Annotated in this window: 14 protein-coding genes; 6 read left to right on the forward strand and 8 right to left on the reverse strand. The window is 74.0% G+C overall.

Annotated elements, in window-relative coordinates; genetic code table 11:
* The first annotated feature begins 404 nt into the window (after window positions 1-404).
* Complete coding sequence (locus JW592_RS05660; RefSeq protein ID WP_209263743.1) at window positions 405-1,487, forward strand: PP2C family protein-serine/threonine phosphatase; 1,083 nt, start codon at window positions 405-407, stop codon at window positions 1,485-1,487.
* A 66-nt stretch (window positions 1,488-1,553) separates the two neighbouring features.
* Window positions 1,554-2,099 (forward strand): MarR family winged helix-turn-helix transcriptional regulator, encoded by a 546-nt coding sequence (locus tag JW592_RS05665; protein ID WP_209263744.1) that lies wholly within the window; start codon window positions 1,554-1,556, stop codon window positions 2,097-2,099.
* On the opposite strand, the gene JW592_RS05670 is transcribed toward JW592_RS05665, so the two are convergent.
* The 3 genes from JW592_RS05670 to JW592_RS05680 all read right to left on the reverse strand — a co-directional run bounded on the left by JW592_RS05670 (window position 2,085) and on the right by JW592_RS05680 (window position 5,199).
* Entirely contained in the window at window positions 2,085-3,794 is a 1,710-nt protein-coding gene (locus tag JW592_RS05670; RefSeq protein ID WP_209263824.1) for a chloride channel protein, read from the reverse strand. The genes JW592_RS05665 and JW592_RS05670 overlap by 15 nt on opposite strands.
* A 238-nt stretch (window positions 3,795-4,032) precedes the next feature.
* Window positions 4,033-4,503, reverse strand: a complete 471-nt coding sequence (locus JW592_RS05675; protein ID WP_209263745.1) for a DUF2267 domain-containing protein — start codon at window positions 4,501-4,503, stop codon at window positions 4,033-4,035.
* Window positions 4,504-4,764: 261 nt separating this feature from the next.
* Window positions 4,765-5,199 (reverse strand): Hsp20/alpha crystallin family protein, encoded by a 435-nt coding sequence (locus tag JW592_RS05680; RefSeq protein ID WP_209263746.1) that lies wholly within the window; start codon window positions 5,197-5,199, stop codon window positions 4,765-4,767.
* A 138-nt stretch (window positions 5,200-5,337) separates the two neighbouring features.
* Between JW592_RS05680 and JW592_RS05685 the strand changes: the two genes are divergently transcribed.
* The 4 genes from JW592_RS05685 to JW592_RS05700 all read left to right on the forward strand — a co-directional run bounded on the left by JW592_RS05685 (window position 5,338) and on the right by JW592_RS05700 (window position 8,363).
* Entirely contained in the window at window positions 5,338-6,024 is a 687-nt protein-coding gene (locus JW592_RS05685) for a type III effector protein (RefSeq protein ID WP_209263747.1), read from the forward strand.
* Between the two features lie 248 nt (window positions 6,025-6,272).
* Window positions 6,273-7,199, forward strand: a complete 927-nt coding sequence (locus tag JW592_RS05690; protein WP_209263748.1) for a SigB/SigF/SigG family RNA polymerase sigma factor — start codon at window positions 6,273-6,275, stop codon at window positions 7,197-7,199.
* A 99-nt stretch (window positions 7,200-7,298) separates the two neighbouring features.
* Entirely contained in the window at window positions 7,299-7,550 is a 252-nt protein-coding gene (locus JW592_RS05695; protein WP_209263749.1) for a DUF5133 domain-containing protein, read from the forward strand.
* Between the two features lie 222 nt (window positions 7,551-7,772).
* The gene (locus JW592_RS05700) at window positions 7,773-8,363 is read left to right on the forward strand and encodes a universal stress protein (RefSeq protein ID WP_209263750.1); all 591 of its coding nucleotides are present in this window, start codon (window positions 7,773-7,775) and stop codon (window positions 8,361-8,363) included.
* A 21-nt stretch (window positions 8,364-8,384) separates the two neighbouring features.
* Here the strand turns inward: JW592_RS05700 and JW592_RS05705 are convergent, their stop codons facing one another.
* The 5 genes from JW592_RS05705 to JW592_RS05725 all read right to left on the reverse strand — a co-directional run bounded on the left by JW592_RS05705 (window position 8,385) and on the right by JW592_RS05725 (window position 13,150).
* Window positions 8,385-8,957: a DJ-1/PfpI/YhbO family deglycase/protease gene (locus JW592_RS05705; protein WP_209263751.1), complete on the reverse strand. Its 573-nt coding sequence runs from the start codon at window positions 8,955-8,957 to the stop codon at window positions 8,385-8,387.
* A 122-nt stretch (window positions 8,958-9,079) separates the two neighbouring features.
* Window positions 9,080-10,009 carry a polysaccharide pyruvyl transferase family protein gene (locus tag JW592_RS05710; protein WP_209263752.1) on the reverse strand — a complete coding sequence of 310 codons (930 nt, stop codon included), beginning with the start codon at window positions 10,007-10,009 and terminating at the stop codon, window positions 9,080-9,082.
* Window positions 10,006-11,046: a glycosyltransferase family 9 protein gene (locus JW592_RS05715; protein WP_209263753.1), complete on the reverse strand. Its 1,041-nt coding sequence runs from the start codon at window positions 11,044-11,046 to the stop codon at window positions 10,006-10,008. The genes JW592_RS05710 and JW592_RS05715 overlap by 4 nt, the downstream gene beginning before the upstream one ends.
* Window positions 11,043-12,500 (reverse strand): D-glycero-beta-D-manno-heptose 1-phosphate adenylyltransferase, encoded by a 1,458-nt coding sequence (gene rfaE2, locus JW592_RS05720; protein ID WP_209263754.1) that lies wholly within the window; start codon window positions 12,498-12,500, stop codon window positions 11,043-11,045. The genes JW592_RS05715 and rfaE2 overlap by 4 nt, the downstream gene beginning before the upstream one ends.
* A 41-nt stretch (window positions 12,501-12,541) precedes the next feature.
* The gene (locus JW592_RS05725; protein ID WP_209263755.1) at window positions 12,542-13,150 is read right to left on the reverse strand and encodes a D-sedoheptulose-7-phosphate isomerase; all 609 of its coding nucleotides are present in this window, start codon (window positions 13,148-13,150) and stop codon (window positions 12,542-12,544) included.
* Window positions 13,151-13,158 lie beyond the last annotated feature (8 nt).

The raw sequence follows: 13,158 nt of genomic DNA on the forward strand, positions 1-13,158 counted from the left end.
GCCTGACCACTTTGGCGCGGTGTGGGGCCAAAGACCCGCCAACAGCTTCGGTGGAATGGCTGGCGTCGTCGCCTGCGCGAGGCGAGACGGAGCACCGTCTCCCTCCTGCGGCCGCAAGCGGCAACGCGGTCGCACGTCGAACGCCCCCACCCGGCGGGTGTCGGTGCCGGGTGGGGGTTGGCGCTCGAGGCTGTGGCGCCGGTTGAGCCCAGACCAGGTATCGGCCGGCATATTGCCGGAGCCCGGCATCGAGCAGGCGGGGACCGGCCCGGGGCGGTGCCGCTGCGATCGGATAACGAGACGGCCGGGGCGCCCGAGGCCGGTTGAGGCCGTTGCTTAGGGTGAGGTTCCAGGCGGAGGACCGCGGGAGCGGTTCCGCACGTGGGACGTCGCAAGGGAGCGCCATGGCGGAGGGACGCAGGCAGCGGACCTACATCGTGCTGGCCCTGCTGCCTGTTCTGGTGATGGCACTGGTGGCCGGTGTCGACGTGCTGGCGGGGCCCGAGGTGGGGTTCCTGCCGCTGGTCTCGCTCGGCCCCGCCTTCGCCGGACTGGTCGGCACCTGGCGGCGCACCGTCGTGGTCGGGGCGCTGGCGATGCTGCTGTGCACCGGGCTGGGGCTCTACGACGGCCTGCTCGACGGGCGGCGCGGCTACACGGCGCTGGCGTCCGTTGCCGGGGTCACCGTCGCCGGTGTGGTGGCGGCGATCATGCGGGGGCGGCGCGAGGAGGAGTTGGCCAGTGTCCGGTCCATCGCGGAGGTCGCCCAGCGGGTGCTGCTGCGGCCGGTTCCGCGCAGCGCGGGCCCGCTGCGGGTGGCCGTCTCCTACACCTCGGCCGTCGCCGAGGCGCGCATCGGCGGCGACCTGTACGAGGTGGCGGCCGCGCCGGACCGCATACGGCTGATCGTCGGCGATGTGCAGGGCAAGGGGCTGGCCGCCGTGGAGACCGCGTCCGTGGTCCTCGGCACGTTCCGGGAGGCCGCCTACGAGGAGCCGGACCTGGTGGCCCTGGGCTCCCGGCTGGAGCGCAGCGTGGCCCGCGAACTGGAGGACGAGAAGTTCGTGACGGCCATCCTCGCCGAGGTGCGGCCCAAGGAGCGGACCGTCCACTTCCTCAACCACGGGCATCCCCCTCCGATGCTGGTACGCCGGGACGGCATTGTCGACTTCCCCACCCCGGACGCCTACGCGCTGCCGCTCGGGCTGGCCGCACACGGCGGCGAGCCGCCCGGCCTCTTCAGCGCCGCGTTCGCGCCGGGCGACCAACTCCTCCTCTACACCGACGGCGTGACGGAGGCCAGGAACGGGGAAGGGGACTTCTACCCGCTCAAGGACAAGAGCGCGCTGCTGCGCACCGGCGACGCGCAGACCGCGCTGGACACGCTGCGCGAAGACGTGGACCGCTACACGAGCGGGGTCCAGGACGACGACGCGGCGATGCTCCTGGTGCGCTACCGCCACGGGCGCGGCCCGGGGCGTGACTGAGAGGACCGGGCTGTGCGGCCACGGGGCGGCGCGCAGGGAAGACGAAGGAAGCGGTAAAAAGGGGACATGGCCGAGCACAAGGACCCGGTGGCGGGTCAGGACGATGTGGACGCGGTCACGCGGGCCGTGCTGACCGCGTCCCGGGTACTGGTGGCGGTCTCGGCCAGCTCGCTGGCCGAGGTGGAGGACCGGGTCACGCTGCCGCAGTTCCGGATGCTGGTGGCGCTCTCCTCGCGCGGTACGACCAAGCTGGTCGCGCTTGCCGAGCTGCTGCGGGTGGCGCCCTCGACCGCGATGCGGATGGCGGACCGGCTGATCGCGGCCGGCCTGGTGGACCGTCAGACCAACCCGCACAACCGCCGCGAGACCCTGCTGACCCTCACCGACGAGGGCCGCCGCATCGTCGCGAGCGTCACCTCGCGCCGCCGCCGGGAGCTGGCGGCCGTGGTGGAACGGCTCTCCCCCGACCGGCGGGCGGCCCTGATCGAGGCGCTGACGGCGTTCAACGAGGCGGGCGGGGAGCCGCCGGTGCCGCCCACGGACATCGACGTGCCCTACCCGCTGGGTTGGGCCGACCTGGCTGCGCCGCCGCTGCCGTCAGACCAGCGCTGACCGGGAGGCGAGGGGCTGCTGAGGGGCGTGGAGGGCCCGCAGCGCGCTGCGGTGGCTGAGCCAGCCGACCGGCACCCCCTCGTCCGCGTCCAGCACCGGCATTCCGCCCTCCACCGAGTCGGAGAGCAGATGCAGCGCCGTGGCCAGCGGTTCGTCGGGCTTGAGGGCAGGGGTCCGCCGGGCCAGGTCGCTCACCGTCGCGGGGGCGCCGTCCGGCGCTTCGGCCAGCGCCTCGGCCACGTCCCGGCTGGTGACCACGCCCGCGTACCGCCCGGTGGGGTCCAGCACCGGGAGCGCCCCTTGGCCGGAGAGGCCCAGCACATCGGCAGCCTCGGACAGCGTGGTCCGGGTGGAGAGCGGTTCGGGCAGCGGCTCCATCACCTCGCCGACCGGCTGGCCGCCCAGCCGCGCGCCCCGCGCCGGGCCCTCCAGATCGATGCCGCGCCGCCGCAGCTTGAGCGTGTAGACGGTGTCCCGGGACAGCAGCCGTCCGGTCGCCGTGGCCAGCGCGATCGCCAGCATCATGGGCAGGATGATCGAGTACTGGCCGGTCAGTTCGAAGAGGATGACGACGGCCGTGATCGGGGCGCGTGAGGCCCCGGCGAAGACCGCGCCCATGCCGACCAGCGCGTAGGCACCGGCAGCTCCGGCGGTGCCGGGCACCAGGTGGTGCAGCACCGAGCCGTAGGCGGCGCCCAGCATGGCGCCCATGAACAGGCTGGGCGCGAAGACGCCGCCGGACCCGCCGATGCCTATGGTCACGCTGGTCGCCAGAATCTTGCCGACCAGCAGCACCAGCAGGAAACCGATCGCGTACTCGCCCTCGGTGGCGTTCTCCAGCACCGGGTAGCCCACCCCGTACATCTCGGGCAGGGCGAGCAGCAGCAGGCCGAGTATCAGCCCGCCCGCCGCCGGCCGCAGCCACTCGGGGCCGCGCCACGCCCAGTCGCAGGCGTCCTCGATCAGGTACAGGACGCGCGAGAAGCCCACGCCCACGGCCCCGGCCAGGACGCCGAGCAGGGCGAAGAAGCCGTACTGGTCCAGGTGGTCGACGTGGAAGGGCGGCAGGTCCAGGAAGGCGACGTCCCCGAACGCGGCCCGCCCGATCACGCTGGCGGTGACACTGGAGAGCACCGCGGCGCCGAACGCCTCGGCGCTGAACGTCATCAGGATCAGCTCCATGGCGAAGAACACGCCCGCCAGCGGGGCGTTGAACGTCGCCGCGATACCGCCCGCTGCGCCGCACGCCACCAGCAGCCGCATCCGCCCCTCGCCCGCCCGCCCCAGGCGGCCCAGCGTCGCGCCCAGGGCCGAGCCGACCTGCACGATCGGCCCCTCGCGGCCCACCGAGCCGCCCGAGCCGATGGTCAGCGCCGAGGCGAGTGTCTTGACGACGGCGACCTTCGGGCTGATCCGCCCGCCGCGCTGTGCCACGGCGAGCATCACCTCGGGCACCCCGTGCCCGCGCGCCTCCCTGGCGAAGCGCTGCACCAGGGGCCCGTACAGCAGCCCGCCCACCACAGGTGCCAGCACCACGAAGAAGGGACCCAGCCAGGACAGGTGCGGGTGGGCGGAGCCGGGGTCGGCAGCGTAGTCCTGGTGCCCGGAGAAGAGGCGGGTGAACTGCTGGATGCACCAGCGGAAGACGATCGATCCGACGCCCGCTCCGGCGCCGGTGACCAGGGCGAGCAGCATCAGTCCCCATGGCGCGGAACGCATCCGTGCACGCGTAACCCTGCTGCTGCCTGCCCCTGTGCCCGTCATCACTGCTCCCTTCTTACTTTTGCATTATGCAAAACTTGTCAAGTGCACGGACAGCGGGCGTGAACAGTGCGTAGGGGGCATGAATGCGGAAAGTGAGCAGGGGTGAGGGCGGGCGCCTGCGGCGCCCGCCCTCGATGCGGCGCGCTCGCCCCGGTGGGTGGCCGAGGCTTCAGGCGGCTTGCGCCGCCTGGGGGGCGCGGGCGGGCCGCGGCATGGTGGGCTGGGAGAGTTCGGCGCGCCCGAACAGCAGCGCGTAGCCGGCGGGCAGCTGGTCGAGGACGCGGCCGATCAGGTCCTCCCCGGCCAGCCGGGCCACCAGGGCGAGAACGGTACCGGTGTCCCAGCGGGTGGTGGCCGCCGTGCCGCCGGTCCGGGAGGCGAGATCCTTCACGAACTCCCAGCCGGTGAGCTGCTCGGTCTCGGGAATCTGCGCGGTGAAGGTGCGGGCGGCCTCCGTGGGGAGGACGGCGGCGAGTTCGACGCGTTCGTCACCGGAGAGGCGCCGTCCGAGGGCGGCGAGAACGGCGTGTATGACGGCCTCGGCTCGTTCGCGGGTGGGGTAGGCGCCGTCGTACCTGACCCGTTCGACCATCTGGTCGTACGTCATCCCTTCCGCGTCGGCGCCGGCCTGGGGCTTCATATGCGTCAGTGACACGTTTCAGTCTCCGGTTGTGGTCGGGGGACGGTCGCTCTCCCGGGACCGGCCGGTCCCGAGGGCAGGTCCCGGGGTCTGTCGCTCGCGCGGAGGGCGGTGCGCCAGAGGGCGGGTGCGCGAGGGCGGATGCGATGCCGATATGTGCAGGGCCGGGCGGCATCGGCGCGGGCCGCGCACTCTCGTCTCCCCGCCGCTCCGGTCCGCCCTCCGCAGGCGCCGGGCGCCCTCCGCACGTGCCGGGCCGGCTCAGCCGCTGAGCTGCTTGCGGTCGGCCCCGCCGCGGACGGTGATCTTGCGGGCCTTGGCGCGTTCGGTGACGGGGATGCGGACGGTCAGCACGCCCGCGTCGTAGTCGGCCCTGATGTTGTCGGTGTCCAGCGTGTCGGCCAGCATCACCTGGCGGGAGAAGACGCCCAGCGGCCGTTCGGCGAGCTCCATGTGGCCGTCGTCGTTCCCGGCGATCGGGCGGCGCTCGGCCTTGATGGTGAGCATGTTCCGTTCGACGTCGATGTCGATGGCCTCCGGGGAGACGCCCGGCAGGTCGAGGGCGAGCACGTAGTCGTCGCCGTCCCGGTAGGCGTCCATCGGCATCGCGGACGGCCGGGACCAGGTGCCGCCGCTCCCCAGGAACTGCTGGGCGATGCGGTCGAGCTCGCGGAAGGGGTCGGTGCGCATCAACATTACGAAACACCTCCGATGAGCCTGGGCAGTATCTGCGTCTGCCAATGCACTGCACCTGCCATTCCTTGTACCATGTCGTCGGAATGATGACAAGCGTGGTTGTCGCCCTTTGGACGACATTGCGAGGGGAGGATCCCCGTGCCCACATCCGAAGACCAGCCCGTGCCGAGCGCCGAGACCGGCCCGGCACCCGCCTCCTTTCTCGCCGCCGCTGCGGCGCTGAACCGGATACAGGAAGCGGTCCGCACCGCTCAGGCCCTGGCCGACGGTCCCAGGCAGCCCGACGGCCCGGCACCCGGACCCAGCTGCGACCAGGCGCTGGCCGCCCTCCTCGCACTGCGCCAGGTGCGCGACCAGCTCGCCGGATGGGAGACCACGCTGATCGAGACCGCCCGTACGGCAGGCGCCAGTTGGGCCGACCTGGCCGGACCGCTCGGCGTCGCCAGCCGGCAGGCGGCCGAGCGCCGCTATCTGCGCGGCCGGCCCGGCACCCCGGGCGAGACCGGCGAACAGCGGGTGCGGGCCACCCGGGACCGCCGCGCGGCCGACCGCACCGTGGCGGCCTGGGCCCGGCGCAACGCCTCCGACCTGCGCCAGCTCGCCGGTCAGATCACCGCGCTGCCCGATCTGCCCGCCGAGCCCCGGGCTCTTCTCGCCGGCGCGCTGGCCGACAACGACGCGGCCCGGCTCGTCGTTCCGCTGATCGGAACCCAGCGGCATCTGGACGGCAGCCACCCGGAGTTGGCCGAGCGCGTCGACACGCTCGCCTGCCGCACAGGGCAGCTCCGCCAGGACACCAGCGACACCCGCCGCGGCGGCGCCTGACCAGGCCGGGCATGCCGCCTCGCCCCGGACGCGTCGGGCGGGGCGACATTCAGGAGCGGAGACCGATCGACAGAAATTGCGATCAAGGAGGTTTGACCCCGGCCGGGGACGGTTAGCCGAGACTTCACGTGCTTGGGAGAACAGGCACATCGCGGGAGACGAGCGCTCAAGCCCCCGAGGTGTGTCTCCTGAGCCGTTCCTCTCCCGCGAGCCTGACAGCATCAGCGAGACGCGAGGAGTAGCCAGACATGTGCGCAGTCCGCTACCGCCCCCAGCGTGCCCGCCACAGCCACGACGACGCCCCCGACACCACAGCAGACTTCGAACGGCTGGCCGCGCTGCCGGAGGGTCCCGAGCGGGAGGAGCTGTGCGGCCGCCTGGTCGAGGCATGGCTGCCGATGGCCCACCGGCTGGCCGCCAAGTACCGCAACCGCGGCGAAACCCTGGAAGACCTGGAGCAGGTCGCCGCGCTCGGCCTGGTCAAGGCCGTGGGCCGCTACGACCCGGCACAGGGCACCCCGTTCGTGCCCTTCGCGATCCCCACCATCACCGGTGAGATCCGCCGCCACTTCCGGGACCGCACCTGGGATGTGCATGTGCCGCGCCGGGTGCAGGAGCTCCGCAACCGGGTGCGCAGCGCCATCAGGGAGCTGAACACCGGTCTGGACGACGGCCTTCCGTCGGTGGAGCGGATCGCCGAGCACTCCGGTATGTCCGAGGAGGACGTGGCCACCGGGCTGGAGGCGCTGGACAGTTTCCGGTCGCTGTCCCTGGACGCCGCAGTGCCCAACTCCGACGACGGCTTCTCGTTGGCCGACACCTTCGGCGAGCCGGAGCCCGAGTACGACACGGTGGTGGCCCGCGAGGCGGTCAAGCCGTGCCTGCGCGAACTGCCCGAGCGGCAGCGGCGCGTGCTCTACCTGCGGTACTTCCGCGACATGACCCAGTCGCGCATCGGCCAGGAGCTGGGCATCTCCCAGATGCATGTCTCCCGGCTGCTTTCCAAGAGCTGCGAACGTGTCCGGCAACAGGTCGAGCGCGACCGCCGCGTCGAACGTGACCGCCGCGTCGAGCGCGGAGGCGTGCGCGCCGAACGTCACCGCGCCACGGAGCGGCAGCGCACCGCCGGAGGGGGCCGTCGCCGCCCGGAGCGCGCCCACCCCGCCGCTGCCTGAACCCGCACACCGGCATCGTCTGGCACCACCGGCGCGGCACAGCGCTGCTCCGAGCGGCCCGCGCCGCCCCGCGTCCGGACTCCCGAAAGGAGCACGAGCATGCTGCTCGCACACCCCGTCGTCCTCCGCAACCTGGTCGAACAGTACGACGCACTCGCCGTGCTGCACGCCGAGTACGGGTCGCCCCAGGTGCGGCAGCGGATGAACGACCTCGAATACACGCTCTGCGTGGCCACCGGCACCCGCGACATCGACTCGGCGCTCGTCGCCGCCCGGCACCGTCTGCCGGGGGCCCGGCCCGAGGACGACTCGCTGCTCGACCGGTCAGCGCGGCAGCTGTCGGCCGCCTGACCCCGGCTTCCCTGCCTGCCCTGCTTTCCCCGGCTTTCCCGGCTTCTCCCTGTCCTTCCGGCTCGCCGTGCGGGTGGCTCTCGTGGCCGCCCGCACGGCGAGGCCACTTTGGGCCACTTGCTTCTCATTGGCTCTTTCGCGCCGGTCCAATCAGCGTCATTCTCCTGCCGTCAGCGGTTGTCGCAGCAGTTGGTGAAAGAAGTGGAAAGAAAGGGGCGCGCGGTGAACGGCAGCGGTGGCGCCACAGGATGGGGAGGATCGGAAACGGGCGGCAGTGGTGGAGACGGGGACCGGCAAGGGCGGCTGGTCGTCGGCGTGAGCGGATCGCTCGCCAGCCTCGCCGCCCTGCAGGCGGCCGCCCGCGAGGCGCGCTGCCTCGGCCGCCCGCTGCTGGCGGTACTGGCCTGGCAGCCGCCGGACGGGGAGGCGGGCCGCATGCTGCGGCCGGACCGGATCTGGGCGGAGAACTGGCGCCGGGAGGCCCGCGCCCGGCTCGACCGCGCCTTCGACGAGGCGTTCGGCGGTGACCCGCCCGGGGTCGCAGCGGTGGAGCGGCGGCTGGTCCGCGACCGGCCCTGGCGCGCCCTGTGCGCGACCGCGGACCGGCCGGACGATCGCCTGGTCATCGGAGCCCGTGCGGCCCGCCGCGGCCTGTTCGCCGCCGGCGGTACGACGCGCCGCGTCCTGACCCACGCACGGTGCCCGGTGCTGACCGTCCCTGCGCCCCGCTTTCCCGCGCTGATGCGGACCCGCCTCCGGCACGCCAGAGCGGTCGACTTCCTCTCCGGAGGTCCTGGTCAGGCGCCTGCCTGACCAGGGCTGTCTGACCAGAGCTCAGGCGGGCTGGGGGGCGCGGTTGGTGGCCCTCGCCACATGCGCGACGAGAGCGGCGCAGAAGGGCGCGAAGTCGTCGGGAAAGCCGCGGCTGGTGAGCAGGTTCCGGTCGATGACGACCTCCTCCTCGACCACCTCGGCACCCGCGTTGCGCAGATCCGTGCGGATGCTGGGCCAAGAGGTGAGGCGGCGGCCACGGACGACCTCCGCTTCCGCGAGGGTCACGGGGCCGTGGCAGATGGCCGCGACGGGTTTGTCCGCGCGCATGAACTCCCGTGCGAATCCGACCGCGTCCGGGTCCGTGCGCAGTTGGTCGGGGTTCATCGCGCCGCCGGGCAGCACCAGCGCGTCGTAGTCGTCGGCGGACGCGTCGGCGACCGTCCTGTCGACGGTCAGGGTTCCCGCGGGGTCGATGTCCATCTGGCGGGCGTTGATCTCCCCGGTGTGCAGCGAGATCAGCTCCGTCTGAGCCCCGGCACCGTGCAACGCGCCGCGTGGCTGCTCCAGTTCGACGCGCTCCACGCCGTCGGTGGCGAGCAGAGCCACCCTCGTGCCGTGCAGTACGGCGGTCATGATGCGGCTCCCTTCAGCCCCCGGTCGCCCTGTGCGCGTGGCGAGCGCGGTCCGGTACCGGTCCCGACCACAGGCCCCGACCACAGCTCCCTCCCCTCAGACTCTCACGCCTGCAAAAAGTGTCAAATGGGGCGAATGTCGCCTCTGGCGGTGTGCTCTGCGCCCTCCAGCCGGGCGCGCAGCGCCTCGACGAGCGGTTCCGGCGGCGGCGCGTCGGCGTACGCGGCCGCACGGGCGACGCCCTCCCCGCGCGCCCACCCCCACCAGTGCGACAGCGCCTCCTCGTCGAGCCGTTCCGCGGGGATCACCGCAGGCCAGCCCAGCGCCCGTGCCTGCGCGCTCACCTTCGCGCCGCCGGCCACCGGGTCGACGGCGACGACCGGCACGCCGGAGCGCAGCGCCAGCACCAGCCCGTGCAGCCGGTTGGTGACCACCAGATCGACCCTGGCCAGCACGGCGTCCAACTGCTCCGGGGTGCCGCACAGCCGCCAGTCGCCGGTGTCCAGCCGCGTCTCCACCTCCAGCCGCGCACAGTCCCGCGCGCCCAGCCAGGCGGTGACACGGCGCACCGTCTCCTCGTGCCGCCGCAGGCCCGCGTACTCGTGCTGGCCCGAGGTCAGGACGGTCGCCACCACGGGCGGCAGCCGGTCCGCTCGCGGCCGGATGCCCGCCGAGAGGTCGGGTGACGGCTCGTGAGAGGGCCCGTCCCGCGCGATCACCTCGTGGAACCCCCGTACCGCCGCCTCCTGCGGATCGACGACGGAGACGCCGACGGCGATGCGCCTGCAGTGCGCGAAGCGCTCGTGCAGCGCCGCCGTCTGCGGGCCGCTGCACGGACCGCAGACGAACAGCAGCAGGCCGTAGTCGGCCGGCCGCACCGTCTCCAGCGACAGCTCGCCGGGCCGGAACCCGGGACTCCAGGCGATGTCGTAGGCCAGTCCGGCCTCCCGCACCACCTGCTCGACCCGCCGCAGCGCCAGCACGTCGCCCGCGGTGGCCTCCCCCTCCAGAAAGCTGAACCACCCGGTCAGCAGGGCCCGCCGACCGCTCACGGAGCCCCCTGCCGGGGCGCGGCCGGCACCAGGGAGACCGCTCCCCGCACGGGCGGCGGGACCTCACCCAGCAGCGCTGCGCAGGCATCCACGACGTCCTGGGGGCTGAGACGGAGCAGCCGCGGATCGGGCCGCGTGCCGTGCGGGTCTCCTGGGCGCACCCCGTCACCGGGCAGCGGGCGCCACAGGGGACGGTGCCGCGGCTGGGCAGGCGGCCCCCACACGGCGGGGGAGACAGGGCCGAACAGGACGACGGAGGGAGCGGCCAGGGCCGAGGCCAGATGGGCCACCCCCGTGTCGCCGACGACCACCAGGCGCGCCCCGGCCACCAGCGCCGCCAGCGTGCTGAACGGCAGCCCCGAAGGTCCGCCCAGCACCTGTGAGGGCGGCAGACCGGCGGCCTCGGCGATGCGGTGGGCCCGCTTCCGTTCGCCGGGCCCGCAGGTGACCACCACTTCCTCCCCCCGCGCCCGCAACTGCCGGGCGACGGCGGCGAAGCGCTCGGGCGGCCAGCGCCGCGAGGCGGCGTCGGCGCCCGGGTGCAGTACCACGGCCCCGGGCGCGGGAGAGGCCGCAGCGGGCCGTGGCAGCAGCAGGTCCTCCGCGTCGGCGGGGATGCCGTACCAGGTCAGCAGGCGGCACCAGCGCGCCCGTTCGTGCTCGTCGGCCCGCCAGCGAGGCGCCGAACCGTCCGCGTAGGCCAGCAGCCGCCCGGGCGTGAGCCGCGCCAGCACCGCGCGGCTCTGCGGCCCGTTGCCGTGCAGGTCGACGGCGAGGCGGGGCGGGGTCCACGGCCACTCCAACCGGTCCGGGACCCCGCGGTGCGCCGCTGAGGCGGGCAGCAGCACATCGACCGCGTCGAGCTCCCGCACCGCGTCGGCCAGCCACCCCGGCGCCGCCAGCACCAGTTCATGGCCCGGCAGCGCCCGCCGCAGCGCACGCAGCGCCGGTACGGCCGTCAGCAGGTCGCCGAGGCCCAGGGCACGCAGCACCAGGGCCCGCGGCCGCTCCCGCGCGGCGTCAGGGCGCGGGCTCACGGCGACTGCTCCAGACCGGACGCGGCCGTGCCGTGGTGGCCGGCGGCGCGGCGGGCCAGCACCGTGGTGGAGCGGCCGTCCAGATAGGGCAGGAGCAGCACACGGCCGCCCCACTCCTCCAGCGTCGCGGCCTCCGGGAGCCGCTCGGTCCCGTAGTCGCCGCCCTTGACCCACACATGCGGGCGCAGCTCCCGCAGCAGGCGCTCAGGCGTGTTCTCGTCGAAGACGGCGATCGCGTCCACGCAGTCGAGCCCGGCCAGCACCGAGACGCGGTCGGCCTCCGGGGTGATGGGGCGCCCCTCGCCCTTGAGGCGGCGTACGGACGTGTCCGAGTTCAGGCACACGATGAGGCAGTCGCCGGTGCGGCGCGCGTTCTGCAGCATGCCGACGTGACCGGCGTGCAGCAGGTCGAAACAGCCGCCGGTGGCCACCACCGTGCCGCCGCGTGCCCGTACGGAGGCCGCCAGGGCGCGCGCGTCGTCCGTCCTGGTCACCTGCGGCACCGTCGGCGGGGAGCTGGGCACCCCGCCCCACAGCGCCGGGTTGCGCACCCCTCCGGCGGCCACGAAGGCGCCCGACTGGCGCACCGCCTCATGGGTGGCCTCCTCCGGCAGGGCCCCGTCGGCCAGTGCCCGCGCCGCGGTCGCCGCGAAACAGTCACCGGCGCCGCAGGGGTCGCCCTCGGCCTCCTGGGACGGCGGGAAGTACAGCGGCGCCTCGTCCCCGGGCCGGGCCAGCACCGCGCCGCGCCGGCCCAGCGTCACCGCGACGGCGGCGCTGCGCCACTCGGCGGCGAGCGCCGCACCGCGTCGGCCGTGCCCGTGCAGCCCGTCGCTGTCCCCGCCCGTTTCCGGGTGCTCCTCGGAGCACAGCGCCATGGCCTCGGCCGCGTTCGGGGTCACCAGGCGGACCCCCGGCACGGGCGGTTCGCCGCGCGGGTGCGGGTCCCACACCACCTGGGTGTGGCCCGCCAGCACGGCGAGTTCGGCGCGCAGCCGCGCCGCGACACCGCGCCCGTAGTCGGAGACGAGCACCGTGTGCGCCCCGGCGAGCGCGGCGCGCACCTCGTCGGTGACCGGCCCCACGGTGCCGCCGCCCCGGTCCACCCGCAGCAGCGGCCGCCCTCGTGCGCACAGCCGCGTCTTGACGGGCACGCTGCCGCGCAGCGGCAGCTCCAGCAGCCGTACCCGGGAGGAGAGCAGGTCGCGGACGGTCTGGTCGGACCTGCTCCGGCCCAGCGCGGTCACCAGGACGATCTCCGGGTGCTCTGTGGCGTCCCGGGGGAAGGCCCCCGCGAGCGTCGCCGCGAGCCCGGCCCCGCCGGGCCTGTTGTGCTCCTCGGACACGTCCAGCACCGGCGCGGGCGCGTCCGGAGCCAGCCGGTTGGCCTGGCCCTCGACATCGGTGTCCAACAGCGTGTCACCGACGACGACGAGCGGGCGATTGCGAGGCATCGGTGCGTCCTTTGTTCCGTCGCTTCGAAGAGGGGGTGCGTTTACGGGGCCTCCACCGCTGAGAGCAGCCCCTCCGCGGGCCCCTGCGCCGCGTCGAACGCCTCGCACAGCAAGTGCACGGTCACCAGATGCACCTCCTGCACGGTCGCCGCCGAATCGGCGACCACGCACAGCGCGGCGTCCACCGCTGCGGCCAGCGGATTGGGTGCCGGCCCGGTCAGTGCCCACACCTCCAGGCCCGCCCGGCGGCCCGCCAGCGCGGCGTTCACCAGATTCTCGCTCCGCCCCGAGGTGGACAGCAGCATCAGCACGTCCCCCCGGCGGCCGTGCGCGGTGACCTGACGCGCATACAGGTCGGCGAAGCCGTAGTCGTTGCCGATGGCTGTCACAGCGGAGGTGTCGGCGTGCAGGGCGATGGCGGAGTACGGTCTGCGCTCGCCCTGGTAGCGGCCCACCAGTTCGGCCGTCAGATGCTGGGCCTGGGCCGCACTGCCGCCGTTGCCGGCGGCCAGCAGCCGCCCCCCGGCGCGCAGCGCCTCGGCCAGCCGCTCACCCCAGGCGGTGACCTGCGCGGTGTGCTGTTCGCGGAAGGCGGCCACGGCCTGTTCGAGCGCCTGGCAGTGGGCGTGTGCGGGGTCGGCAGAGAGCATCTCGGACT

Source organism: Streptomyces spirodelae (assembly GCF_017676385.1).
Taxonomy (GTDB): Bacteria; Actinomycetota; Actinomycetes; order Streptomycetales; family Streptomycetaceae; genus Streptomyces; species Streptomyces spirodelae.